24 protein-coding genes are annotated in these 24,752 nt (G+C 66.3%); 9 read left to right on the top strand and 15 right to left on the bottom strand.

Going from position 1 to position 24,752, the window contains the following annotated elements; all coding sequences use genetic code 11:
- Nucleotide 1: 1 nt before the first annotated feature.
- The 5 genes from CXB49_RS04170 to CXB49_RS04150 all read right to left on the bottom strand — a co-directional run bounded on the left by CXB49_RS04170 (nt 2) and on the right by CXB49_RS04150 (nt 6,798).
- Nucleotides 2-778 (bottom strand): class I SAM-dependent methyltransferase, encoded by a 777-nt coding sequence (locus CXB49_RS04170; RefSeq protein ID WP_158300606.1) that lies wholly within the window; start codon nt 776-778, stop codon nt 2-4.
- Nucleotides 779-1,049: 271 nt separating this feature from the next.
- Nucleotides 1,050-2,576 carry a fumarate hydratase gene (locus CXB49_RS04165; RefSeq protein ID WP_101707212.1) on the bottom strand — a complete coding sequence of 509 codons (1,527 nt, stop codon included), beginning with the start codon at nt 2,574-2,576 and terminating at the stop codon, nt 1,050-1,052.
- Between the two features lie 234 nt (nt 2,577-2,810).
- Nucleotides 2,811-3,539: an MgtC/SapB family protein gene (locus CXB49_RS04160; RefSeq protein ID WP_199406780.1), complete on the bottom strand. Its 729-nt coding sequence runs from the start codon at nt 3,537-3,539 to the stop codon at nt 2,811-2,813.
- 160 nt (nt 3,540-3,699) lie between these two features.
- Entirely contained in the window at nt 3,700-5,346 is a 1,647-nt protein-coding gene (locus tag CXB49_RS04155; RefSeq protein WP_101707211.1) for an Nramp family divalent metal transporter, read from the bottom strand.
- Nucleotides 5,347-5,907: 561 nt separating this feature from the next.
- Nucleotides 5,908-6,798 carry a DMT family transporter gene (locus CXB49_RS04150; protein WP_233492930.1) on the bottom strand — a complete coding sequence of 297 codons (891 nt, stop codon included), beginning with the start codon at nt 6,796-6,798 and terminating at the stop codon, nt 5,908-5,910.
- Nucleotides 6,799-6,900: 102 nt separating this feature from the next.
- Here CXB49_RS04150 and CXB49_RS04145 point away from each other — a divergent pair, with 102 nt between their 5' ends.
- A complete protein-coding gene (locus CXB49_RS04145) occupies nt 6,901-7,722 on the top strand; it encodes a helix-turn-helix domain-containing protein (RefSeq protein WP_101707209.1) in 822 nt (273 codons plus the stop codon).
- Here the strand turns inward: CXB49_RS04145 and CXB49_RS04140 are convergent.
- Nucleotides 7,712-9,127: a deoxyribodipyrimidine photo-lyase gene (locus CXB49_RS04140; protein WP_101707208.1), complete on the bottom strand. Its 1,416-nt coding sequence runs from the start codon at nt 9,125-9,127 to the stop codon at nt 7,712-7,714. The two genes, CXB49_RS04145 and CXB49_RS04140, sit on opposite strands and share 11 nt — an antisense overlap.
- A complete protein-coding gene (locus tag CXB49_RS04135) occupies nt 9,124-10,071 on the bottom strand; it encodes a LysR family transcriptional regulator (RefSeq protein ID WP_101707207.1) in 948 nt (315 codons plus the stop codon). The genes CXB49_RS04140 and CXB49_RS04135 overlap by 4 nt, the downstream gene beginning before the upstream one ends.
- Nucleotides 10,072-10,192: 121 nt before the next feature.
- Here CXB49_RS04135 and CXB49_RS04130 point away from each other — a divergent pair, with 121 nt between their 5' ends.
- The 3 genes from CXB49_RS04130 to CXB49_RS04120 are packed head-to-tail and all read left to right on the top strand — an operon-like array spanning nt 10,193 to nt 12,148.
- Entirely contained in the window at nt 10,193-10,663 is a 471-nt protein-coding gene (locus tag CXB49_RS04130) for a DMT family transporter (protein WP_101707206.1), read from the top strand.
- A 2-nt stretch (nt 10,664-10,665) separates the two neighbouring features.
- Nucleotides 10,666-11,073, top strand: a complete 408-nt coding sequence (locus CXB49_RS04125) for a DMT family transporter (RefSeq protein WP_101707205.1) — start codon at nt 10,666-10,668, stop codon at nt 11,071-11,073.
- Nucleotides 11,074-11,101: 28 nt separating this feature from the next.
- The gene (locus tag CXB49_RS04120; protein WP_101706528.1) at nt 11,102-12,148 is read left to right on the top strand and encodes an IS630 family transposase; all 1,047 of its coding nucleotides are present in this window, start codon (nt 11,102-11,104) and stop codon (nt 12,146-12,148) included.
- A gap of 106 nt (nt 12,149-12,254) precedes the next feature.
- Here CXB49_RS04120 and CXB49_RS04115 read toward each other — a convergent pair whose 3' ends face one another.
- Nucleotides 12,255-12,596, bottom strand: coding sequence for a YnfA family protein (locus tag CXB49_RS04115; protein WP_199406779.1), 342 nt, complete (start codon nt 12,594-12,596; stop codon nt 12,255-12,257).
- 115 nt (nt 12,597-12,711) lie between these two features.
- Between CXB49_RS04115 and CXB49_RS04110 the strand changes: the two genes are divergently transcribed.
- A complete protein-coding gene (locus CXB49_RS04110) occupies nt 12,712-13,092 on the top strand; it encodes a VOC family protein (protein ID WP_101707204.1) in 381 nt (126 codons plus the stop codon).
- Between the two features lie 216 nt (nt 13,093-13,308).
- Here CXB49_RS04110 and CXB49_RS04105 read toward each other — a convergent pair whose 3' ends face one another.
- Nucleotides 13,309-13,746 carry an Rrf2 family transcriptional regulator gene (locus CXB49_RS04105; RefSeq protein WP_101707203.1) on the bottom strand — a complete coding sequence of 146 codons (438 nt, stop codon included), beginning with the start codon at nt 13,744-13,746 and terminating at the stop codon, nt 13,309-13,311.
- A gap of 69 nt (nt 13,747-13,815) precedes the next feature.
- Complete coding sequence (gene hmpA / locus CXB49_RS04100) at nt 13,816-15,030, bottom strand: NO-inducible flavohemoprotein (protein WP_101707202.1); 1,215 nt, start codon at nt 15,028-15,030, stop codon at nt 13,816-13,818.
- 332 nt (nt 15,031-15,362) lie between these two features.
- Here hmpA and CXB49_RS04095 point away from each other — a divergent pair, with 332 nt between their 5' ends.
- Together CXB49_RS04095 and CXB49_RS04090 are read left to right on the top strand one after the other, a co-directional pair.
- On the top strand, nt 15,363-17,987 hold the full coding sequence (locus CXB49_RS04095; RefSeq protein ID WP_101707201.1) for a glycoside hydrolase family 15 protein: 2,625 nt from the start codon (nt 15,363-15,365) through the stop codon (nt 17,985-17,987).
- Complete coding sequence (locus tag CXB49_RS04090; protein WP_199406778.1) at nt 17,984-18,319, top strand: hypothetical protein; 336 nt, start codon at nt 17,984-17,986, stop codon at nt 18,317-18,319. The genes CXB49_RS04095 and CXB49_RS04090 overlap by 4 nt, the downstream gene beginning before the upstream one ends.
- A 54-nt stretch (nt 18,320-18,373) precedes the next feature.
- On the opposite strand, the gene CXB49_RS04085 is transcribed toward CXB49_RS04090, so the two are convergent.
- On the bottom strand, nt 18,374-18,688 hold the full coding sequence (locus CXB49_RS04085; protein ID WP_101707200.1) for a hypothetical protein: 315 nt from the start codon (nt 18,686-18,688) through the stop codon (nt 18,374-18,376).
- Nucleotides 18,689-18,919: 231 nt separating this feature from the next.
- Between CXB49_RS04085 and CXB49_RS04080 the strand changes: the two genes are divergently transcribed.
- Nucleotides 18,920-19,447: a GNAT family N-acetyltransferase gene (locus CXB49_RS04080; protein WP_101707199.1), complete on the top strand. Its 528-nt coding sequence runs from the start codon at nt 18,920-18,922 to the stop codon at nt 19,445-19,447.
- Nucleotides 19,448-19,497: 50 nt separating this feature from the next.
- Here CXB49_RS04080 and CXB49_RS04075 read toward each other — a convergent pair whose 3' ends face one another.
- Nucleotides 19,498-21,765 carry a nitric-oxide reductase large subunit gene (locus CXB49_RS04075; RefSeq protein ID WP_101707198.1) on the bottom strand — a complete coding sequence of 756 codons (2,268 nt, stop codon included), beginning with the start codon at nt 21,763-21,765 and terminating at the stop codon, nt 19,498-19,500.
- A 182-nt stretch (nt 21,766-21,947) separates the two neighbouring features.
- Nucleotides 21,948-23,051 carry a nickel/cobalt efflux transporter gene (locus CXB49_RS04070; RefSeq protein ID WP_101710594.1) on the bottom strand — a complete coding sequence of 368 codons (1,104 nt, stop codon included), beginning with the start codon at nt 23,049-23,051 and terminating at the stop codon, nt 21,948-21,950.
- A gap of 115 nt (nt 23,052-23,166) precedes the next feature.
- Between CXB49_RS04070 and CXB49_RS04065 the strand changes: the two genes are divergently transcribed.
- Nucleotides 23,167-23,439: a metal/formaldehyde-sensitive transcriptional repressor gene (locus tag CXB49_RS04065; protein WP_101707197.1), complete on the top strand. Its 273-nt coding sequence runs from the start codon at nt 23,167-23,169 to the stop codon at nt 23,437-23,439.
- Nucleotides 23,440-23,456: 17 nt separating this feature from the next.
- Here the strand turns inward: CXB49_RS04065 and CXB49_RS04060 are convergent, their stop codons facing one another.
- Entirely contained in the window at nt 23,457-23,774 is a 318-nt protein-coding gene (locus CXB49_RS04060; protein ID WP_101707196.1) for a cupredoxin family copper-binding protein, read from the bottom strand.
- A gap of 15 nt (nt 23,775-23,789) precedes the next feature.
- Nucleotides 23,790-24,746 carry a metallophosphoesterase gene (locus tag CXB49_RS04055; RefSeq protein WP_101707195.1) on the bottom strand — a complete coding sequence of 319 codons (957 nt, stop codon included), beginning with the start codon at nt 24,744-24,746 and terminating at the stop codon, nt 23,790-23,792.
- Nucleotides 24,747-24,752: the final 6 nt, after the last annotated feature.

The following is a 24,752-nucleotide window of genomic DNA, read 5'->3' as shown; positions in this document are numbered from 1 at the left end:
GTCAGTAGCGGCCGCCGAAGGCCGGCGCGTCGTCCTTGCGCGCCACCATCAGGTGCAGCGGCAGCTCGACGCGGCGGATGCGCCCCTCTTCGCCCCAGGCGCGGGCGATGCGCAGACAGGCCTCGTCCAGGATGCTTTCCCCCAAGGCCTGCTTGCACAGCTTGCTGGCCGAGGTGGTGTTGAGAAAGCCGAGGAAATGGTCCAGCGTCCACTCGTTGGCGATGGTGAAGCTGGGCGCCTTCAGCAGCGGGAACGGACAGCCGCTGCCGCGGAAATCGTCCCACAGCAGTTGGCAGCGGCTGGACCAGAACGGCTCGATGATGGACCACAGCACGCCGCAGGCGCGGTCTATCTCCGGCGACACCACGCAATGGTGATAGCCCCAGGCGGCGAAGAGGCCGCCGGGCTTCAGCACCCGCTGCACCTCCGGCCAGAACGACGGATGGTGGAACCAGTGCAGGGCCTGCGACACGCAGATCAGATCGAAACAGCCGTCGTCGAACGGCGTCACCTCGGCCGGACACTCGCGGTAATACACCTGGGTATGCGGCTCGGCCGCCGACAACTGGGCTGGGCTGATATCGGTGGCGTCGACGCGGGCGAAACTCTCGCCCAGCCGGACGGCGGTCTGTCCGCTGCCTGTGGCGCAGTCCCACGCCCGCAGGTAGCCGGGACACAACGGCAGCAGCCAGTTGTACAAGGCCTCCGGATACGATGGGCGAAAACGCGCATACAGATCGGAATAGAGGCTGAAGGTTGCGACGGAACCGGGCGCCATATTCATTACTCGCTAGGTAAAACCACTAAAACAATGCCGTGAACATTTTCAGTATTTATGCCGCAAGCTGAAGATTTGCAAGAGAAAAATGCGTGCACACCGGTCAACTGTCGCTAGTGCTGCGACTCTACAACACTTGTAAGCTGGATTACTGCTCCAACCAGAACCACCTGTCTGTCCAGACAGGCAGGCGGGCGATGACGCCCGGTGTTCATCTCCTGCCCGCCGGCAAAGAAAAAGCCCCCGTCTCCGGGGGCTTTCTCAATGCGGATCAACCGGCGCTGACCGGAATCTTGCCGATCTTGACCCGCCATTCGGCCGGGCCGGTGTTGTGCACCGAGGTGCCACAGGAATCGACCGCCACCGTCACCGGCATGTCCTTGACCTCGAATTCGTAGATCGCCTCCATGCCCAGGTCGGCGAAGCCCACCACCTTGGACGCCTTGATCGCCTTCGACACCAGGTAGGCGGAGCCGCCGACGGCCATCAGATAGACCGCCTTGTTGTCCCGGATCGCCTCTATCGCCGCCGGGCCGCGCTCGGCCTTGCCTATCATGCCGAGCAAACCGGTCTGCTCCAGCATCTGGCGGGTGAACTTGTCCATCCGCGTGGCGGTGGTCGGGCCGGCCGGGCCGACGACTTCTTCACGCACCGGATCAACCGGGCCGACGTAGTAGATGAAGCGGTTGGTGAAGTCTACCGGCAGCTTCTCGCCCTTGTTCAGCATGTCGATCATGCGCTTGTGGGCGGCGTCGCGGCCGGTCAGGATCTTGCCGTTCAGCAGCAGCACGTCGCCCGGCTGCCAGCTGGCCACTTCTTCCTTGGTGATTTTGTCCAGATCGACGCGCTTGCCGTTGGACGGATCGTAGGTGATGTCCGGCCAGTCTTCCAGGCTCGGGGTTTCCAGATGGGCCGGGCCGCTGCCGTCCAGGTGGAAATGGATGTGGCGGGTGGCGGCGCAGTTCGGGATCATCGCCACCGGCAAGGACGCCGCGTGGGTCGGGTAATCGAGGATCTTGACGTCCAGCACCGTGGTCAGGCCGCCCAGGCCCTGGGCGCCGATGCCCAGCGCGTTGACCTTGTCGAACAGCTCCAGGCGCAGCGACTCGACGCGGGACAGCTCGGCGCCGGCGGCGGACCTGGCCTTCAACTCGTGGATGTCGACATGGTCCATCAGGCTTTCCTTGGCCAGCAGCATCGCCTTCTCCGGCGTGCCGCCTATGCCCAGGCCGAGAATGCCCGGCGGACACCAGCCGGCGCCCATCGTCGGCACGGTCTTCAGCACCCAGTCGACGATGGAGTCGGACGGGTTCAGCATGACCATCTTGGACTTGTTCTCCGAGCCGCCGCCCTTGGCCGCGCAGATCACGTCCACCTGGTCGCCTTCGACGATCTCGAAATGCACGACGGCCGGGGTGTTGTCCTTGGAGTTCTGGCGCTTGCCAGCCGGATCCAGCAGCACCGAGGCGCGCAGCTTGTTGTCCGGGTGGTTGTACGCGCGGCGCACGCCCTCGTTGACCATCTCCTGCACGCCGAGTTGGGCGTCCCACTGCACTTTCATGCCGACCTTCAGGAAGACCACGGCGATGCCGGTATCCTGACAGATCGGCCGGCGGCCCTCGGCGCACATGCGGCTGTTGACCAGGATCTGCGCCATCGCGTCCTTGGCGGCGGCGCTCTCCTCGTTCAGATAAGCCTGATACAGCGCGTCGATATAGTCTTTCGGGTGGTAGCAGCTGATGTACTGGAAGGCATCGGCAATGCTCTGGATGAAGTCTTCCTGGCGGATGATGGTCATAAGGCTGTCTCGAGAAACCGGGCGCCGGTCGGGCCGCCCGTGGATTACCCCGCCGCCGGCGCCTTATTCTGGCTACGCCCTGCGGCAACTAAAAACCTAGTTATGATTGTAACACCGTCTGTCATGAACATTGATGGCGGACAAGGAGTCGTGGCGCGCAGTCTGCCCGCCTGTGGACGCGAAACAGCCGCCGGGCGATCGCCTCGGCGGCTGTGCTTGCCCATCCTCCCGCGCTCACTCGCTGGTGCTGGTGTTCCAGTAAGCCTGGCTGATATAGGACTTGGCTGCCAGATCGGCGGCAATGCGGTCCAGTTCGTCCGAATCGACCGAGGTGGCCAGCAAGGTCGCCGTCATTTCCACCTCGTCGTCGCCAAAGGCCTCGACATCCAGATCGCCGACCGGATAGTTGGCCTGCTCCAGCAGCTCGCCCACCTGGGCCAGCGCCAGCTTCTGCTCGTCCCGGCTAGCGATCACGCACAACTGGTAGGTGACCTCGCTGGCGTCGTCGTCGATCGGACGGCGGTTGATCGAATTGACCACCGGTCGCAGCAGCGTGTTCACCGCCAGCACGAAGACCGTGGTCAGCACGGCCTGGCCCAGCATGCCGGCGCCGGCGCAGGCGCCGGTGGCGGCCGAGCCCCACAGCGTGGCGGCGGTATTGAGGCCCCGCACGTTCAGCCCCTCCTTCATGATGGTGCCGGCGCCGAGGAAGCCGACGCCGGAGACGACATAGGCCACCACTCTCGCCGCGCTGCCGGAACCGTCCAGCTGCAGCGCCATATTGACGAAGGCCGCCGCGCTGACCGCCACCAGCGCGTTGGTGCGCAGGCCGGCGGTACGCTGGCGGTATTGCCGCTCCAGGCCGATCACGGTGCCGCAGACGAAGGCCATCGCCAGACAGACCAGCGAGTGCAGCAGGCCAAACAGGTCGAAATCGAACAGATTGTGCAGGTTATAGTGCATGCGTCCTCCTGCTTGTGTGAGGTTGACAAGGAAGGCGCGTGGTGGCTTTCCAGGACAACCACCACGCGCAGGCCCTAAATGAGAAAGCCGTCCCCGCGGACGGCTTCGCGCCGCCGACGCCGCGCTTGACGCGCCACGCCGGTCACACCTTAACCCGCCCTCAGTGGCCGATCAAGGCGACTTGCGTCACCTTGTACACCACCATGATGACAGCCACCAGCAAATAACCGCGCAGCACGGCCATCCACATCCGGTTGCTGCGGGACAGCGCCATGGGCTTCAACTGATCCAGCGGCGGCATGCGCCAGGTTTGCATGTACAGCTTGCTCGGCTTGGCCTCTTCCGCCAGATCAGCGCCGGTTTCGGCGTCGCGGCGCAGTTTGACGGTATGCGCGGCGATCACCACGATGCCGCCGACGATGCCGCCGCCGACCAGCACATTGACGATGGTCTGGCTGGAGATGTCCGGCCACAGCACCGAAGCGGTCAGGATCACCGACAACAGCACCAGCACCGCCGCCACCAGGCCGGTGAACAGATTGGTCCAGCGGCCGTTGACCCACGGGCCCAGCACGTCCTTGTCGTTGCACAGCAAGAGCAGGAAGACCGAGGCCGACGGCAGCAGCACGCCGGCCAGCGTCTGCACGGCATTGGTCAGCAGGCCCAGCGGCACGCCCGGAATCAGCACCAGCGCGGCGGCGCCGGCAATCAGCAGGAAGTAGACCAGGTAGAAGGCGCGGGCGTCGGACGGCTTGCGGTGCAGCGAGTGCTTCATGTTCAGCACGTCGGCCAGCGCGTAGGCGGTGGACAGCGACACGGCGCTGGCGCCGATCAGGCTGGCGTCGATCAGCGCGACCGCGAACAGCACGCCGGCCAAGTGGCTGTGGTACTTGCCCAGGCCCGCGGCGACAGCGCCGGCGTCCTGGAAGTTGCCGAACTCCGGCTTGCCGGCGAACAGCGCGGCCGACATGCCGATGATGGCGATGGCGCCGATCAGCACCAGCACGATGCCCAGCCACAGGTCGGCGCGCTCGTACTTGATGAAGCGCGGCGTGATGCGCTTGTCTATCACATAACTCTGCTGGAAGAACAGCTGCCACGGCGCCACGGTGGTGCCGACGATGCCGATGATCAGCAGCATCACGTCGGACAGCTTGCCGCCGGCCGGCATGCCCGGCACGAACAGGTCGTGGCCGATCTGCGCCATCGGCGGATGCACCATCATGAACACCGGCACCAACAGCAGGCTGAACACCACCAGAATCATCGAGAAGCGCTCGAAGCGGCGGAAGTCGCCGGTGCTGACCGCGGCCATCACCAGGCCGGCGGCGGCGATCACGCCCCACTCCTTGGGCAGGCCCAGATACTGCAGGCCCAGCGTGATGCCGATGAATTCGGTGACGATGGTCAGCGCGTTCAGCAGAAACAGGTCGATGGCGCTGAAAGCGCCCCAGAACTTGCCGAAGCGCTCCAGGATCAGCCGGGCGTGGCCGACGCCGGTGACAGCGCCCAGGCGCAGCACCATTTCCTGGTTCACATACAGCACCGGAATCAGCAGGATCAGCGTCCACAGCAGCGAGGTGCCGTAGTTCTGGCCGGCCTGGGCGTAAGTGCTGAAGGCGCCGGCGTCGTTGTCGCCAACCATCACGATCAGGCCGGGGCCCAGGATGGCCAGCAACGTGCGCAGCCGCTGCCAGACGCCGTTGCGGGCGGCCACGTCGCCGTGGCGGATGGTGCCGAAAGCACCGCGGATATCGCCGACATGGGCGCTATCGAGTACAGCTTCGTTCTTGACGGTATTTGTCATTGTCATCGTCTCCGTACGGGCGGCGCAAACGGGGACCGCCCGTCGTTTTTCAAGCAAACGAAGGCATGCGGGCACAAACGCGCGGCAGCGGCGGAGGAGACATTCCGCGAAGCGGGCGCGAACATGCGCAAACCTGATTTAGGCGTCCGAACAGGGATCGGCACGCGGTCATCAGCAGTAACGGTTTTAGGGTAGATGCGCGGCTGCGGCCAAACGGCCTAGCCTGGGATGCGCACTGTCTAGCCTCGCGGCGGGACAGCGGCCAAGAAAATGGTGACGATGCCTTTGCCGGTCAGCACGACCCGGTGGATAACCAACTACTACTGCAACTTTCCAAGGCATCAGCCCCCAGTAATGAAAACGCGGCGATGGTAATCCCGCCGCGAAATAAACGTCAACACCCCGATGGCAAGGCTTTTTTGCGCCGCAACACGACCATGCGCAGCAATCTGCCACGACATGGCGACCCATCGATCCGGCGCGCGAATTTGCCTTCCCCATCGCGCCGTCGGCGCAATAAAACGCCACGCCGATCGAGTAAACTTTTGTTAATGGATTGTGTTATTTATTTACAAAAGCCATCCGTCTCGCCCTGCCCAGCCGCAACATGCCCTGCCCCAGCGCCACGCCCAGCAGGATCAGTCCGCCGCCCAGCCAGTGGTAGCCGTGTATCGTCTCCCCGAGCAGCGCGCTGGCCAAGAGCGCGGTGAACAGCGGCAGCAGATTCATGAAAATGGCGGTGCGCTCGCTGCCCAGCCGCTGGATGCCGCGCATCCAGAAATAGGCCGCCAGCAGCGAGGAGCCTATGCCGGCGAACAGCACCAGGCCGACGCCCTTGGCCGGAATCGCCATGCTGTGCGCGGTCAGCGTCAGCGGCGACAGCAGCAGCACCGCCAGGCTGGCTTGCAGGTAGAGATTGAGCCAGGCGCCGAACGGCGGCGCCCAGCGCCTGAGCAGGATGCCGTACAAGGCGTAGGACGCCGCCCCGGCCAGGATCAGCGCGTCGCCGGTATTGACGCCGTTGGCCAGCAGGCTCAGCGGATCGCCCTTGCCCAGCAGGTAGATCACGCCGGCCAGCGACACTGCCACGCCGAACCAGGCCAGCCGGCCGACCGGCTGGCGAAACACCGCGGCATTCAGCAGCAGGCCCAGCAGCGGCACCAGGGCGGTGATCACGCCCATATTGGTGGCGCTGGTGCTGTGCGCGGCGTAATAGGCCAGGCACTGGAACATCACCATGCCCAGCATCGCCAGCGTCAGCAGCTTGCCCAGCCAGGGCTTCAGCTCGTCGGCGCGGCGGCGCAACGCCGGCAGGCAGAACGGCGTCAATACCAGCGCCGCCAGCAGCCAGCGGTAGATGGAAATCGCCGCCGGGTCCAACACCTGGGCGGCGGCCTTCGAAACAATGGTGTTGGCGGCCCAGATCAGCACCGCCAGCAGGGGAAACAGCATGGCCATCACAGCCTCCTTCGACTCTATCGCATCTATTGTAGAGCCGTCCGTTATGGATGATATAATGCAAAACAGACAAAGCACTGAGGCAAACCGGACAATATGGACAGCGCGCAAGACGACTATTTCGCCAGCGACCATGGCCTGTCGGAGCCGATGCCGCTGACCTTCCGTTTCCATCGCTTCGCGCCGAAAAGCGAGTTCGCCCGCCATCGCCATCGCTGGGGACAGCTGAGCCGCATCAATCTGGGCATGATGGAACTGCTGCTGGACGAGGGCCGGGTGGTGGCGACGGCGCAATACCTGCTGTGGACGCCGCCGGCGGTGCCGCACGCCGCCTACATCCATCAGGCGATGTATTACACCTCGATCTACGTCGGCGACGAACTGGCCGCGCGGCTGCCCCCCGCCACCTGCCTGCTGGAGCAGACGCCGCTGGTGCGCGCGCTGCTGGACGACTTCGGCCAGCGCCAGATCACGGTGCCGACCGACGCCTGGGACATCCGCCAGGCCGAGCTGCTGTGCCAGCGCATCCTGCAATCCGGCCGCGAGGCCAGCTACCTGCCCGACAGCCGGCAACGGCTGCTGCAGCCGATACTGGACGCGATCCGCCGGGACCCGGCCGACGCCACGCCGCTGAAGCAATGGGCGGAGCGCGTGTTCAGCACCGAGCGCACGCTGGCGCGGCTGTTCCAGCGCGAGCTGGGCATCAGTTTCGGCCAGTGGCGCAGCCGGGCGCGGCTGCTGGAGGCGCTGTCCTGGCTGAAACAGGGCGACAGCGTGCAGGACATCTCGGCGCGGCTGGGCTACGCGACGCCGTCGGCCTTCATCGCGATGTTCCAGAAACACCTGGGCGACTCGCCGGAACGCTACCGTCGCCAGTCGCTGGACGAAGGCTGCTGGCCGGACGAATTCAGCGCTTGAACAGGGCCAGCGCCAACTCTCGCTGAACCGCGTGGTCGACCAGCGGCTGCGGGTAGTCGCGCCCCAGCCGCACGCCGGCGTCCGCCAGCTGCTCCGGCCTGGCCAGCCACGGCGCGTGGATCAGCTTGTCCGGCAGCCGCGCCAGCTCCGGCACATAGCGACGGATGAAGCGGCCGTCCGGGTCGAACTTCTCGCTCTGGCTGACCGGATTGAAGATGCGGAAGTACGGCTGGGCGTCGCAACCGGTGCTGGCCGCCCACTGCCAGCCGCCGTTGTTGGCCGCCAGGTCGAAATCCAGCAGTTTCTCGGCGAAGTAGCGCTCGCCCCAGCGCCAGTCTATCAGCAGGTCCTTCACCAAAAAGCTGGCCGCCACCATCCTTAGCCGGTTGTGCATATAGCCGCTGCGGTTCAGCTGGCGCATCGCCGCGTCCACCAGCGGATAGCCGGTGCGGCCGTCGCGCCAGGCGTCGAACCATTCGGCGTCGTTGGGGAACGGCAGCGCGTCGTATTCCGGCTTGAACGCGCGCTCCACCACGTCGGGCCGGTGCCACAGCACCTGCTGGTAGAAATCGCGCCAGATCAGCTCGCTCAGCCAGGTCATCGCCCCCTCGCCGCCGTCGTGCCAGGCGTAGGCGGCCAACTGGCGGATGGAAAGGGTGCCGAAGCGCAGGTGGACGCTCAGATAGGACACGCCCTTGACGCCGGGAAAGTCGCGTTGCGCCTTGTAGCGCTCGATGCGGTCGGCGAAATCGGCGAACAGCGCCTCGGCGCCGGCCGCGCCGGGCCGAACAGGCAGGCTGGACAGATCGCTGGCTGCGAAGCCGATGTCGGCCAGCGACGGCATCGCCTCCGGCGTTCGCGGCATCAGCGCACCCAGATAGCGCCGCACCGGGTAGGCCTGCAGATGGAACGGCGTCAGCGCTTTCAACCAGGCGTTCTTGTACGGCGTGAACACCGAAAACGGCTTGCCGGCGCCGGTCAGCACCTCGTCGGTATCGAAGATCACCTGATCCTTGGCGGCGTGGAAGGCAACGCCGTTTTCAGACAGCCGCCGCGCCACCTCGGCGTCGCGCTCGCGGGCGGCCGGCTCGTAGTCGCGGTTGCAGAACACCGCGTCGGCGCCGAGCGCCGCCGCCAGCCGTGGAATCTCGTCGACAGGCAGGCCCTGGCGGACCAGCAGGTCGCCGCCCAGCGCGTTCAACTCCGCCTTCAAGGCCGCGACGCTTTGATGGATGAAATCGACGCGGCGGTCATCGCGCGGCAGCGCGTCCAGGATGGCGGCGTCGAACACGAACACCGGCGCGACCGCCTCGCTGTGCTTCAGCGCGTGGTAGAAGGCGGCGTGGTCGTCCAGCCGCAGATCGCGGCGCAGCCAGACCAGCGCCGCCCGATAGCGTTTGCTCATTGGCGTTCCCCGTATTTCGATGACAGCGCAGACGGCGGCAGGCCGTCGTCCCACGCCGGCGTCTCGCCGCCCAGTTTTTCGTCGAGAAAATCGATGAAGGCGCGCGCCTTGGCCGGCAGCCGCCGCTGCGGAAACACCGCGTGGATGGCGTGCGGCGGCAGCGGGTAATCGCCGAGCACCGCCACCAGCCGGCCGGCGGCCAGGTCGGGCCCGACGATGAAGGTGGGCATCTCGCAGATGCCCAGGCCGGCCAGCAGCGCGTCACGCCGCGCCTCGCTGTTGTTGACCTGGTAATTGCCGCGCGGCTGCACGCGGATTTCGCCGTCCGGCCCGGCGAAAACCCAGCTGGCGCCGCCGCGGTAGTACGAGTAATGGATGCAGTTGTGCCGCGCCAGCTCGGACGGGTGCGCCGGCGTCCCGTGCTCGGCGAGATAACCCGGCGACGCGCACACCACCACCCGGCACGGCGCGAGGCGGCGCGCCACCATGCGGTTGTCCGGCAGATTGCCGATGCGCACCGCCAGGTCGTAGCCGCCCTCCACCAGGTCCACCATCCGGTCGTCCATCGCCATGTCCAGCTGGATGTCCGGGTAGCGGCGCAGGAATTCCGCCGCCAGCGGCGACAGGTGCAGCCGGCCGAAGGCCATCGGCGCGGCGACCCGGAGCAGGCCCTGCGGCCTGCCCTGCAAGCCGGCCGCCACCTCCTCCGCCTCGCGGGCCAGCGCCAGCGCGCCGCGAGCGCGGTCGTAATAGCGCTCGCCGGCCTCGGTCAGGCTCAGGCTGCGCGTGGTCCGCTGCAGCAGCCGCACGTTCAGGCCGGCCTCCAGTTGCCGGACGCGCTTGCTGACCGCCGACTTCGAGAGTCCCAGCCGCTCGGCGGCGGCCGAGAAACCGCCGGCCTCGACCACGGCGACGAAAATCGGTATCGCGGCGAAATGCTCCATCTGACTGTCCACTTTTTATCCGCAATAAGTTTCCAAAAATACGGATTATCAGTCAACAGGACACAATGTACAGTTCCGGCATTCGGCCCAGCCGCGTTCGTTCAAGACAAGAAGGATTTCCATGCACTCCCGTCATCCCGCGGCCCAGCCGTTCAAACGGCACGGGCCCGGCGCGCTGGCGCTGCTCGCCGGCGCCTTGCTCGCGCTGATGATTCACTGCAACAGCCGGCTCGCCGCCTACGGCAATCCGCTGACCGCCTCGTGGCTGGCCCACGCGATAGGCATGCTGGCCGCGCTGCTGCTGTGGCTGGCCCTGCGGCAGACCGGGCCGGACAGCGGCCGACCGCCCCGCTGGGCCTATCTGGGCGGCCTGCCCGGCGCCTTGACGGTGGCGCTGGCCGCCATCACCGTCAACAGCCCGCTGGCGCTGTCCGGCACGCTGGCGCTGGGCATGACGGGGCAAGTGCTGTTCGGCCTGCTGTCCGACCGTTTCGGCCTGTTCGGCATGCCGCGCCGGCCGCTGCGCCTGAACGACGTCTTGGCGCTGCCGCTGGTGCTGTCCGGCTGCGCCATCCTGATTTTCGGAGCCTGAACATGTTGCTTTTCATGACCCTGGCCATCGTCAACGGACTGTGCATAGGCGGCAGCCGGTCCCTAAACGGCAAGCTGGCGCAACACGACGGCGCGCTGACCGCCTCGTTCTGGAACCACCTGGGCGGCTTTCTGTTCCTCAGCCTGCTGCTGGCCGGCGGCGCGGCAACGCTTCGCCTGCCGCTGGACGCGCCCTGGACCGCCTGGTGCGGCGGCGTCATCGGCGCGGTCTTCGTCGCGCTCAACGGCTTCGCGCTGCCCAGGCTGGGCACGATGAAAACGGCGCTGCTGGTGATCGCCGGCCAGATGCTGGCCGGCGTGCTGATCGACCGCCTGGCGGGAGCGGGCGGCAAATCCGCGCTGGCTCAAGCGGCCGGCATCGCGCTGATCCTGCTATTAATCCGGCAGTAATAATCCGTACAGATTGTATACTTCCGGCATGGAAAAAATCGATGTGCGCAAGCTTGAACTGGCCGCCCGTGAGCAGCTGAGGCGTACCGCTATCCGGATGTACAAGCGAGGCCGGTCTCAAGCCAGTATTGCCGAAGAACTCGGGCTGCGCCGCCCCACCATTTCCGCCTGGGTGGTGCGTGAGGCAGCACTAGGTGCGCAGGGATTCAAAGAACAGAAGCGCGGTCGCGCCGAAGGCACCGGCCGTCGGCTGACCGAGGCGCAGGAAGCCCGGATCAAGCAGGACATCGTGGATCGCACGCCAGACCAGATGAAGCTGAGGTTTGCCCTGTGGAGTGCTCAGGCGGTCAAGGCTGTAATCAAGCAGATGTTTCTGATCGATCTGCCGATCCGTACTGTCCGTCTGTACTTGGCCCGCTGGGGCTTTACGCCGCAGCGCCCGCTCAAACGCGCTTATGAGCAGCGACCGGCAGCAGTCGAGAAATGGCTCAAGGAGGAATACCCGGCTATCGTCGCGCGTGCCAAAGCGGAAATGGCTGAAATCAGCTGGGGCGACGAATCGGCGGTGTCGAGTGTTGAGCACTTTCCGCGTGGCTACGCCCCAAAAGGCCAAACCCCAGTTCTGGTGTTATCCCAATCGAAAAGAGCGCGCATCAACTTGATTTCGGCCATTACCAACCAAGGCAAGATGCGCTTCATGCTGTACCGGGAGACCTTGACGGCCCGGGTGCTGATCAAGTTTCTGATGCGGCTGATCCGTGATGCTGGCGGCAAGAAGGTGTTCTTGATCCTCGACAACTTGCGCGTGCATCACAGCAAGCTGGTGCAAGCATGGTTGGAGGAGGAAGAGAACAAGAAGGCGATTGAGTTGTTCTTCCTGCCCAGCTACTCACCGGAACTGAACCCGGATGAATACTTGAACGGCGACCTGAAGGCCAGAATGAGCGCAGGTGAGCCGGTTCGATCAGACGGTCAACTTCAAGGGAAAGTGCTGTCCCATTTACGCTCATTGCAGAAGCAGCCGGCCAGAATCCGGTCGTACTTCCGGCATGAAAAAATCCGCTACGCGGCATGAGCTTTCTGTACGGTATTTGACTGCCGGATTAATAGGCCTGTACGCATCCAGACGCGGCCACGCCGCCAGCTCGCCGGCGCGTCGTACCGCGGCCTGATGCGGCCGCCTAGCCGCGCGGCGCCAGCATGATCACCGCCATGCCGGCCAGCGCCAGCGCGCAGCCGATCGCGTCCCAGCGATCCGGCCGCACGCCGTCCACCAGCCACAGCCAGCCTATCGCCACCGCCACGTAGACGCCGCCGTAAGCGGCGTAGGTGCGGCCGGCCGCCGCCGGATGCAGGGTCAACAGCCAGGCGAACAGCGCCAGCGACAGCGCCGCCGGCATCAGCAACCACAAGGGCCTGCCCTCGCGCAACACCAGCCACGGCAGATAGCAGCCGACGATCTCGGCCAATGCGGTCAACACGAACAGGCCCGCCACACGCGGCAGGCCGGACAGCCACTCCATATGTCCCCCAGCGTCCCGGCGCCGTCTACGGCGCTATCGACGTCATGAAAAATAACAATTTAACATCAAGCATTAATTTAAATAGCATATCAACATCCCCCCACCGGAGAATGCCATGATCCCGTTTCGCATCCGAGGAATTGACCACATCGTGCTGCGCGTCGCCGACCCCGTCCGTTCGGAACGCTTCTATCTGGAAACGCTGGGCTGCCGCGTGGTGAAAAGACAGGAAAAACTGGGATTGGTGCATCTGGACGCCGGCAGCGCGCTGATCGACCTGTTGGCCGGAGGCGAGCCGTCAGGCAGCAATGTCGATCACTTCTGTCTGCGGGTGGAACCGTTCGACGAAGACGCGATCCGCGACCACCTCTCCCGGCTGGGCATCGCCGTCGAACCGGCCAAGCAGCGTTTCGGCGCCGAAGGCGTCGGCCCGTCGATCTATCTGCGCGACCCGGACGGCAACGGCGTGGAGCTGAAAGGCCCGGCGACAGCCTAAGCGCCGACACATAAATCCGGATGTCGAATCAAGCGCCGCAGACAAAAGCGCTGAGCCAAGGCGCGCCGACGCAGACAGTACACATCGTACGGCAAGGAGGCGCAACGCCGAATGACTCAGGCACCAGAGCCGCTGATAGCGCCCTGAGCCAAGGCGCGCCGACGCAGACAGTACACATCGTACGGCAAGGAGGCGCAACGCAGGATCAGGGCGCTATCAGCGGCTCGAACGGTGAAGGCGGATGATGGCTTCGCCTGTGGGACTGGCGACGATATCGCTCAGCGTATAGCCGTCCAGCGTCAGGAAAAAGGCCGCCAGCGCCTCGTCCAGCGCGCCCTTCAGCAGACAGCCGCGGCTCAGCGCGCACGGCGGCTCGGCGCAGTCTATCAGCTGCGGCTTGCCCTCCAGCGCGCGCACCACCTCGCCCAGCCGGTAGTGCCCGGGCGGCCGCGCCAGCGCCATGCCGCCGCCCTTGCCGCGCGTGGTGGCCAGCCAGCCCTGCTGCGCCATGAAGTGCACCACCTTGACCAGATGGTTGCGCGACACCTCGAACCGCTCGGCGATCTCCGGGATGGTGGCCAGCTGGCCGGGCTGCTGGCCGGTCAGATACATCAGCACGCGCAGGCCGAGGTCGGTGAATCGGGTCAGTTGCATGGCGTTCTAGTCAGTTCAGAGAGTCGGCGGCAGCATAACGCGGATGCGCCGCCGTCTCAATCGCCGGACTCAATCGGCCTGCGGATTGGAGCCGAACACTTCGTAGTGGATGCGTTCGGCGGCCACGCCCAGGCGACGCAGGCTGTCGCGTTGCGCGTTCATGAAGCCCAGCGGTCCGCACAGGTAGTAATCGGCGTCCGGCAGCAGCGCCATGCCCTTCACCCCGTCCAGGTCCAGCCGGCCGGCGGAATGGTAGTCGACACCGGCGGCGTCCTGCCGCCGCGGGGTTTCGTAGCAGACATGGATCTGCAACTGCCGGTGGCGTTCGGCCAGCTGACGCAGCCTGGCGCCCATCGCGTGCGCGCCGCCGTGGCGCGCCGCATGCAGGAAACGCACTTCGCGGCCGCCGCGCTCGAGCAAGCTGCCCAGCATCGCCTGCATCGGCGTCTGGCCGACGCCGGCGCTGATCAGCACCGCCGGCCCGGTCCGGTCCTCATGCAGGAAGAAATCGCCCCGCGGCGCGCTCAGTTCCAGCACGTCGCCAACCTGGACCTCGCGATGCAGCAGATTGGACATCCGGCCGGCCGGTTTGCCGTCGGCCGCGTCCTCGCGTTTGACCGATATCCGCAGATATTCGCCGTTGGGCGCGTCGGACAGGCTGTACTGGCGCGGCTGGCTCAGCCCCCACTCGGCGATGAAGCGCTTGACCGACACGTACTGGCCAGACTTGAACGACGGCAGCGCGCCGCCGTCGCCGGGCGCCAGATAGAAGGACGTGATTTCCTCGCTCTCCGCCTCCTTTCTCGCCACCCGGAACGGCCGCCAGCCGCTCCAGCCGCCGTCGGCGTTGGTGGCGTCGCGATACATGTCGTTCTCGATGCCGATCAGCGTGTCGGCCAGCAGGCCGTAGGCCTCGGCCCAGGCCTGGATCAGCTCGTCGCCTGCCGCTTCGCCCAGCACCTCGCGTATCGACGCCAGCAGATGCTTGCCGACAATGGGGTAATGCTCGGCGCGTATGCCCAGGCTGACATGCTTGTGCGCGACGCGGGTCAGCACCGGCAGCAGCGGAGACGGATCGTCGATGTGCTGGGCGTAGGCCAGCACCGCCATCGCCAGCGCCTGCTGTTGCTGGCCGGAATGCTGATGGCCCTGATTGAACAGGTTCCTCAGTTCCGGATTGTGTTCGAACATGCGGCGGTAGAAATGGCTGGTCAGCGCCACGCCGTGCTGTTGCAGCACCGGCACGGTGGCCTTGACCAGGGATCGGGTTTGTTCGCTCAGCATGCTGCGCTCCTTAACATGTTTATAAAATACATTTTTAATGCCGAAAAAATCCCCCTTCAGCCGGGGGGATCGATAAAAGATGTACAAATAATACATCTTTATTTGACCGGCGTCACAAAATTACAGCTTCGACGCGCCGCCCCACGGCTGTCGCCGTCCTTTATGACGGCTGCCGGCGCGGTCTTCCGCCGTCGCGGCCGAGCGTCTGGCCAAATCGAGACCGGCCAATTCATGACGATTAAATTTTTTGGTATATTCTCGTAACAAAATTACATTGACATCAAGCCTCAACGCTTCGTCAACAGCAGCGCCATAACAAGGAGACAACAAGCATGTCCCATCGGTCCCTGAGCCGCCCCGCCCTGCTGGGCATCCTGATCGCCGGCCTGTTCGCTCCGGCGGCGCAAGCCGCGGAAGCCTTTGGCGCGCCCGGCGACGCGCCAGTCCGCGGTCCGGCCGCCAAGTCCTTCGTCGGCACCGCGGTGAACAGCCCTTCCCGCGTCTACTTCACCGGCTACCGCGGCATCGTGTCCGAGGTCTACTACCCGGTGCTGGACACGCCGGAATCGGTGGATCTGCAATTCCTGGTCGGCGACGCCGGCCGGACCTTCGTCGACGAGGAAAAACGCCAGGCCTACGCCGCCGGCCAGAGCGACACGCGCACGATGAGCTGGATCGCCAGCACCGGCAACGACAGCCACAACTGGCGGATCAGCAAGCGCATCTTCGCCGATCCCGCCCGCGACGCGCTGGTGCAGCGCGTGACCTTCACCGCGCTGAACGGCCGTACCGTCGGCGACTTCAATGTCTACACGCTGTTCAAGCCCTATCTGGACAACGCCGGCGCCGGCAACAGCGCCCAGACCGTGGCCACCGCCGGCGGCTACGCGCTGGCCGCCAGTCATAACAGCCGCGCGTCGGCGCTGATGGCCAGCCGGCCGTGGAAAACCGTCAACGGCCAGGCGATGCTGTCCAACGGCTTCGTCGGCAACAGCGACGGCTGGACCGATCTGATAGGCAGCGGCGACCAGGCGATGAACTGGACCTACGGCTCGGCCAGCAACGGCAATGTCGCGCAGATGGGCTGGCTGGATCTGGGCGATCCGACGGCGAACAGCGTGTCCTTCGACGTGGTGCTGGGCTTCGGCAAGAGCCAGGGCGACGCCGTCAACACCGCAGCCGCCTCGCTGGGCGGCGACCTCTCCGTCGCCCAGCAACAGTACGACCAGGCCTGGCATGCCTATGCCGCCGGCCTGTCCACCCAGGGCGGCCTGGCCGACGACCGCTACTATCTGGCGGCGATGACGCTGAAGACGATGCAGGACAAGAGCAACGGCGCGATGATCGCCGGCATCGGCACGCCGTGGGGCGAGACCCAGGGCGACGCCAATCAGGGCGGCTACCACCTGGTGTGGCCGCGCGACCTGTTCAAATTCGCCAACGCCCTCTATACCGCCGGCGACGCCGCCACCGCGAGCGCGGTGGTCGGCTATCTGTTCAACACGCTGCAGCAGCGCAGCGACTGCGGCGCGGCCGAGTACAACGCGCCCGGCTGCGCCGCCGGCTACAGCCGCGTCGGCCGCTTTCCGCAAAATGCCTGGATCAGCGGCTGGCCGTACTGGCAGGGCACGCAGATGGACGAGCAGGCGATGCCCATCCTGCTGGCCTGGCGGCTGGGCACTACGGTGTCCAATCCGCTCTGGCCCAAGATCAAGCTGACCGCCGACTACATCGTTTCCACCGGTCCGTGGAGCTACCAGGAGCGCTGGGAGGAGAATGCCGGCTACTCGCCGCCCACCATCGCCGCCGAGATCGCCGGCCTGGTGGCCGCCGCCGACATCGCCCGCGCCAACGGCGACGACGCCAGCGCCGGCCGCTATCTGTCCGCCGCCGACTACTGGCAGCAGAACGTCGCCGCCTGGACCTACACCAGCAGCGGTGGCTTCGGCAACGGCAGCTACTACATCCGGATCAATCCGGCCAATCGCTCGGGCGCCGGCGCCGACCGCGCCAGCTTCAATCCGTCGGCCGGGCCGGACGCGCCGCAGACGCTGACGGTCAAGAACGGCGGCGGCAGCCACGACGCGCGCCGCGTCGTCGACGGCGGCTTCCTCGAACTGGTGCGGATGGGTGTCAAGCGCGCCGACGACCCGACCATCGTCAACACCATATCGGTGTTCGACAGCGTGCTCGGCCAGTATCTGGCGCTGCCCGGCGCGCCCAGGCTGCCGGCCAACGCCTGGTTCCGCTACAACTTCGATGGCTACGGCGAGCACAACGACGGCGGCGACTTCGACGGCGCCGGCGTCGGCCGGCTGTGGCCGATCTTCACCGCCGAGCGCGGCATGTACGAGATCGCCCGCCAGGGCGCCGGCGGCGCCGGCCAACCGTACTTCGCCACGCTGAAGCTGCTGGCCACGCCGGAAGGCATGCTGCCGGAGCAGGTGTGGTCGAACAGCGCGACGCTGCCGGACGGCTGGGCGGTGACGACGCCGGTCGGCTACCGGCCGGGCAGCGCCACCAAGTCGATGGGACCACTGAACTGGGCGATGGGCGAATACATCAGCCTGTTGGCCTCGATCAACGCCGGCCGCGTGATCGACATCCCGCAGGTGGTCTGCGCGCGCTACAACAACTGCCGCGCCGCGCCCAAGGCCGGCGAGGTGGCGGTGGCCATCAACGCCGGCGCCGCCATGCAATGGGGCCAGCAGCTCTACGTCACCGGCGACGCGCGCCAGCTGGGCGGCTGGAACACCGACCTCGGCATTCCGCTGGATGCCGCCGCCTACCCGTCGTGGCGGAACGGCGTCAACCTGCCTGCCGGCCAGAAGATCGCCTACAAGTACTACCGCAAGAACGCCGACGGCAGCGTCGTCTGGGAAAGCCTGACCGGCAACCGCAGCCTGCAGACGCCGGCCAGCGGCGGCCTGAACCTGAACGACCAGGTCGGCTGGTGAGCCGGCGCCGCGTCTGGCCCGCCGTTCTGCTTGCCGTCGCGGCGGCCGGCGGCGGCGCCTGGCGGCTATGGCCGGCGGCGACGCCCCCCGCTCCGCCGACCACGGCCAAACCGGCCGCCGCGCCGCCGACTCGGCCCATCGCGCCCATAGCCGATCAGGCCACGCCGATCACGGCATGGCGGCCCCCTGCCCGCCCGGCGCTGCCGCCGGTCAAAAAGGGCGGCAACAGCTGGCGGCCGGACGCGGCCCCGGTCATCACGAAGGCCGAGGTCCAGCGCGGCGCGCCGGACATCCCCGGCGCGCAAGCGCTGCCGCGCCCGCCGGATCCCTGAGCGCCGACAAGCAAGCCATGCCGGCGAGCCTGAAGGCGGCGATGGCGAAGCCGCTCACTTCAGGCACTGCGCCTTCTCGGGCTTGTCGCAAAAGTGGGCGTTGTCGCCGGTGCAGGCCTTCGCGTAATCGATAGACTGCCACGCCTCGTCCTCGAAGCGGACCTGGAACTCGTCGCCATCGTCCCACTTGCCGTCCAGGTTCTTGTCGCGTCCCACCAGGATGCATTTGGCCATCTTGTACATCGGCGAACCGTCGCAGGTATACGTCGTGACAAGGGCCCACTTGCCATCGCAAATGGCGGCGGCGCCGGCAACGGACATCCCCATCGACATGGCCAGGCAGACCGCGGTTTTGGCAAAGGTTTTCATAGCTTCATCCCATAGTGAAAAACTTATAAATACCACTTTTTCATAGCCACTAAGATCTGACCAGACGCTTTTGGGAGCGATCCGATCGAAGACTGGTGGGCGAAGCCGGAGCGCCGGAGCTTTCGCGGCCGGGGCCTTCCTCCCCGGCAGGCATGCCGATTGCTTCCCTTCATCGCATGCCCGGCGACCGGATCGGACCGCCGCTTGCCGTTCATCGTCAAAGGAAAGCTCATGCCAAGACTGGAAATCGCCCTGTTCGACACCGCCCAAACCGAAGCCTGGCAGCTGGAGCTGGCCGAATTGCTGCATGCCTGCGTGCACGACGGCGCCAGCATCCATTTCGTGCAGCCCTTTCCCATCGAACAGGCTTCGGCCTTCTGGCGGGACAAGACGCTGCCCGGCGTCGCCGGCGGCCACCGGGCGCTGCTGGTCGCCTTCGTCGATGGGGAGTTGGCCGGCAGCGTGCAGCTGGACTGCGACACCCCGCCCAACCAGCCTCATCGGGCCGAGGTGTGCAAGCTGATGGTGCACCCGCGCCATCGCCGCCGGGGCGTCGCCCGCGCGCTGATGACCCGACTGGAGGAGCAGGCGCGCACGCGCGGCCGCAGCCTGCTGACGCTGGACACCGCCAGCGGCGACAAGGCCGAGCCGCTATACCGCGCCCTCGCCTACCGGACGGCCGGCCAGATACCCGGCTACGCACTGGACGCCCGAGGCGAAACGCTGCAGGCGACCACGCTGATGTACAAGATCCTCTGAAACGAGAAAAAGCCGGACACGGGTCCGGCTTTTTCTCGCGAGGCGATCGATCACGCCCGCTGCGCGGCTCCCGCCGCCGCCCGGCGCCTCCCCAGCAGCTTCAGCGCGAAGCGGCCCAGATACAGCACGCCCAGCGCGAACACGATGTCGCCCGGCACCCGCAGCCACACCAGGTTTTGCATCAGCGCCGAGTGCACCACCTCTGGCGAGCGCGCGTACCACAGGCCATGCTCGACGCTGGCCCAGGCCTGGTAGATGCCGGACGGCAGAATGGACAGGAACACCATCATGAACAGGCCGATGTTCAGCATCCAAAAGGCCGGCTTCAGCAGCCGGTCGTCCCATCGCTCGGCATCGGACACGCCGCTGAGGCAGAACAGCATCAGGCCTATGCCCAGCATGCCGTAGACGCCGAACAGCGCCGCGTGGCCATGGGCCGGCGTCATGTTCAGCCCCTGCACGTAGTACAGCGAGATGGGCGGGTTGATGGCGAAGCCCAGCAGACCGGCGCCGACGGTATTCCACAGGCCGACGGCGACGAAGCACAGGATGGCCCACTTGTAGCGCGCCACCCATGGCGCGGCGCCGCCGCGACGGTAGGTCTGCCAGCCCTCGAAGCCCACCAGCGCCAGCGGCACCACCTCGAACGCCGAGAACACCGCGCCGATCGAGATCACCGCAGTGGACGCGCCGGTGAAGTACAGATGGTGCAGCGTGCCCAGGATGCCGCCGAACAGAAAGACAATGGTTTCCAGCACGATGGCGCGGTTGGCGCTGGCCATGCGGATCAGGCCCAACCGCGCGAAGATCAGCGCGACCACCGCGGTGGCGAACACTTCGAAGAAGCCCTCCACCCACAGATGCACCAGCCACCAGCGCCAGTACTCGATCATCGAGTAGTGGGTACGCTGGCCCCAGGCCAGCGAGGTGGCGTAGAACAGGCCGATGCAGGTGGCGGACAGCAGCAGCATCGCGATCAGGCTGCGGCCCTCGGTCTTGGGATCGCGCAGCGCCGGCAGCAGCGCGCGCGCCACCAGGAACAGCCAGAACAGCAGGCCGACGAACAGCAGGATCTGCCACACCCGGCCCATGCTGGTGTAGGCCAGGCCCTGGTTGCCGATCCAGAAGCTGAAGTCCGTGCCCAGCCGTTGCAGCGTGCCCAGCCAGCCGGTGACGGTGGAACCGACCACGATGAAGATCAGCGCCCAGAACAGCGCGTCCACGCCCAGCTTCTGATGCTTGGGCTCGTGACCGGACAGCAGCGGCGCGATATACAGGCCGGTGGCCAGCCAGGCGGTGGCGATCCACAATACGCCGAACTGGGTGTGTATGGTGCGGCTGACCACCCAGGGCAGCACCTCGGCCAGCGGCAGGCCGAAGAAGCTGTGGCCCTCCACCGCGTAGTGGGCGGTGATGGCGCCCATGCCCACCTGGGTCAGCAACAGGCCGATCACCACATAGAAATACTTGCGGGTGGCGCGCATAGACGGCGTGGCCTCGAGCCGGCCCAGCGGGTCGGCGTCCGGCACTTGCGCGGGCGCCTCGCCCTCGCCGGCGGCCATGTGGTACCACACCATCGCGGCGATGCCGGCCAGCATCAGGATCACGCTGGCGATCGACCACATGCCGTTGGCCGCGGTGGGCGCGTTGCCGACCAGCGGCTCGTGCGGCCAGTTATTGGTGTAGGACACGCCGGTCTCGCCCGGACGGTCGGCGGCGGCGGACCAGGCCGACCAGAAGAAGAAGGCCGACACCGCCAGCCGGTCGTCGGCCGACGGCAGCGCGTCGGCCGTCATCGCGTACTGCTCGCGCAGCTTGTCGAAGGCCGGATCGGCGCCGTACAGGCCCTGATAATGCCCGGCCACCGCGCGCGCGGCGGCGGCGCGGGCCACGCCCAGCGTCAGCGTGTCGCTGGCCGCGTCATAGCCGTTGGCGCGCATCTCGCGGCGCAGCTCGGCGTCCAACATGCCCTGCCGGCCCAGGTCCAGCCGCGCGTAGGGCTGGCCGAAACGCTGCCGGGCCCAGTCCTCGCGCAGCGCCAGCGCCTCGCGGTGCAGCCAGTCGGCCGACCAGTCCGGCGCCAGATAGCTGCCATGCCCCCACACCGTGCCCAGCTGCTGGCCGCCGGACGACAGCCAGGCCTGCTGGCCGCGGCGTATCTGCTCGCCGGTAAACAGCGTCTTGCCGTCGGCGCCCTGCACCACGGCCGGAATCGGCGGCGCCGCCTGGTAGATTTCCTTGCCCATATAGAGCAGGACCGAGAACGACAGCAGGCAGATCAAGGCCAGCCATCCCCATAGTCTTCGCGTGTTTTTCATCCGCATTTCCTTCGAGCCTCCCTGTGGCTCGTTCGGTATGCAGCGTAGCGGCTCCCCTTAAAGATGTATATATTGCACATCTTTAAACATGATACAGATCAAGCCGGCCGCATCCGGCCCCCGGATATCAATGAAAAAGGCGGCCCCGCGCGGGAGCCGCCTGCGCTGGCACGACCGGCGGTTCAGGACAGCTGCGACCAGCCGGACCAGCCCAGGTACAGGCCCATCAGCATGATCAGCGCGCCGGAGGCATACGGCGCCTTCCTGACCCATTCGCCGAAGCCGCTCCAGCGGCCGGCCACATGCTTGACGCTCAGCGCCGCCAGCACGCCGGATGCCATCATGGTCAGCGCCAGGCCGACGCTGAAGCACAATACCAGCGTCGCGCCCAGCGCCACCTGCTTCAGTTGCAGGCACAGCAGCAGCACTGTGATCGACGCAGGGCATGGCACCAGGCCGCCGGTCAGGCCGAACAGCACGATCTGGGCTGTGCTGACGTCCCGCCCGACGAAGCGGCGGCGGATGTCGTCGGCGTGCGCCCTCTCGTGCGGGTCCTGGTAGCCGGATGTGGACACGTCCACACCCTGATGCTCGGCCATCACGTGATGATGGCGCTCGATGAATTCGACCTCGTAGTCGTGGCTGTGGCGGCCGTGCCCCAGCCTCAGCCGCGCGACAAAGTCGTGCGGCTCCGGTATTTCCTCCACCGACTCCAGAAAGCCGCCTGCGTCGCGGAAGGAAAAAGCCTGCCGCAGACCGTCGGCGCGTTCCGTCTCCAGCGTCGCCTGCCCGGCGCGCCACGCCAGCCGGCGGCCATCCGCGGCGGCCAGGCGGAAGCGCGGCGGCGCGGTGGCCTCGACAATTTCCAGCGTCACGACGCCATGCCCGGTATCGATACGTCTTTCTCCGTCGTGATGATGATCGTGGCCATGATCATGGCCATGCCGGCTGTGGCGCCAGGTGCGCCACATCATCCACGCGGCCACCATGATCACCAGCGCCGCCGACGCAATCTGGAAATACGGCTCCGCGGTTTCGGCGTTCCAGTTGCGGCCGAAATGCAGTCCCGCCAACGCCACCAGCCAGACCACCGCGGTGTGGGACGCGGTGGCCGCCAGGCCCAGCAGCACGGCCTGCCGCACCGTGCCGCGGATCGCGACGATGAAGGCGGCCATCATGGTCTTGGAGTGGCCCGGCTCCAGGCCGTGCAAGGCGCCCAGCGCGACGGCGCTGGGCAGGAACAGCCAGGCGTTGCCCTGCTGCAGCAGGGCGGCGAACGAAGTCATGGCGATTTCCGGATAGGGGAAGATGCGGGGCATTATACTCACCCCCAGTATCAATATACTAGCCCCCAGTATCTGCCATGCTAAGATCAGCCGATCGAGAACGGAGAACCACGAGATGTCGCACACGGTACGGGACAAGGCCAAGCTGCTGGCAAGGGTGCGCCGCCTGCAGGGCCAGGCCGCCGCGCTGGAGAAGCAGTTGGAGAACGACGGCGATTGCTCGGCCATCCTGCAGCAGATCGCCGCGATACGCGGCGCGGTCAACGGACTGATGCTGGCGGTGATGGAGGGCCACCTGACCGACCACGTGGTCAAGGAGCCGGAGCCGGAGCAACGCCAGCGCGACCTGGACGCCGTGCTGCAGGTGCTCCGCTCCTATTTGAAGTAAGCCGGTCCGGACTCGACTCAGGGCTTGCGCACGTGCACCACGCCGGTCATATACGGATGCACGGCGCAAAAGTAGGCGTAGTCCCCCTCCTTGTCGAACACGTGTTCATAACGGTCGTCGGTGTCCAGCGCCTTGGAGACGAAAGACTTGTCGCGGCCGGAGACCGTATGCGGGATTTCGTCGTGGTTGACCCACGTCACCTTGGTGCCCGGCGCCACCGTCACCTCCTTCGGTGTGAAGGCGAACTTGCTGATGTCCACCTGCTGCGGCCCGGCCCACGCCGCCGTCGCGACCAGCCAGATCCCCAAGAACCATCCTGATGTCCATGCGCTCATGCCGTTTCTCCTTGTTCAGTGATCCAGCGGCGTGTCCACCATCGCGAGCTCGCTCTGCCCGCGCAGCACGGTGATCTGCCGGGTGCCCAAGAGCTTGCCCAGCTCGCCGGCCGGCACCTTGACCGGCGCCGGCTCGCCGAATCCGGCCTGGCCCGGCGTCGGCAGCGGATAGGCCAGCGAGCGCGCGGTATGGAAGGCGACGTGCCCCTCCACTTTCTGCATCACCTGATGGATATGGCCGTTCAACACCGTCACCGAGCCGAACGGCCGCAGCAAAGCCATCACTTGGTCGGCGTCGGCGGTGCCCCAGCCCCATGGCTCGTAGATGGTCCACAGCGGAATATGCGCCAGCACGACGATGGGGGTGGAGCGCGACAACCCGGCCAGATCGCGCTTCAGCCAGGCCAGCTGCTCGTCGCCGAGCGCCGCCAGCCGGCCAGTGGAGAAATTCAGCACATTGTTCAAGGCGACGAAATAGACGCCCGCCTGCTCGAAGCTGTACCAGGCCCTGCCCTTGCCATCGTGGTCGAAGAACTTCAAATAGCCCGACACGCCGTCGTCCAGCGCATCGTGCTCGCCCGGGATGGTGTGGACGCGGTCGACGCGGATCTCCTTGAACATCTGCCGTCCCAGATCGAACTCCTCCGGCTTGGACAGATGGCTGACGTCGCCGGTGTGCACGACGAAGGCCGGCGGCCGCGTCAGCGCGTTGATGTCGGCGATCGCGCGGCGCAGGCTGCCCTGCACGTCGGGATTGGCATCGCGATGGAAACCCAGATGGGTGTCGCTGATCTGCACGAAGCTCAAGCCGCCGTCGTCGGCGCCCATCTCTCCCGCCGCCCGCGCCCGCGGCACCCCGCCCGCCATGGTCCACACCAGCGCCGCGCCGGACCAGGCGGCCAGACAGCCCAGGGCCTCGCGGCGGCCGGCATCCGGCGCGCCCTCTTGCTCCGTCGTATCCTTTTCGTCCATTGCCCG

The sequence above is a fragment of the Chromobacterium sp. ATCC 53434 genome (assembly GCF_002848345.1).
GTDB lineage: Bacteria > Pseudomonadota > Gammaproteobacteria > Burkholderiales > Chromobacteriaceae > Chromobacterium.
This window is presented reverse-complemented; position numbering and strand designations above follow the sequence as displayed.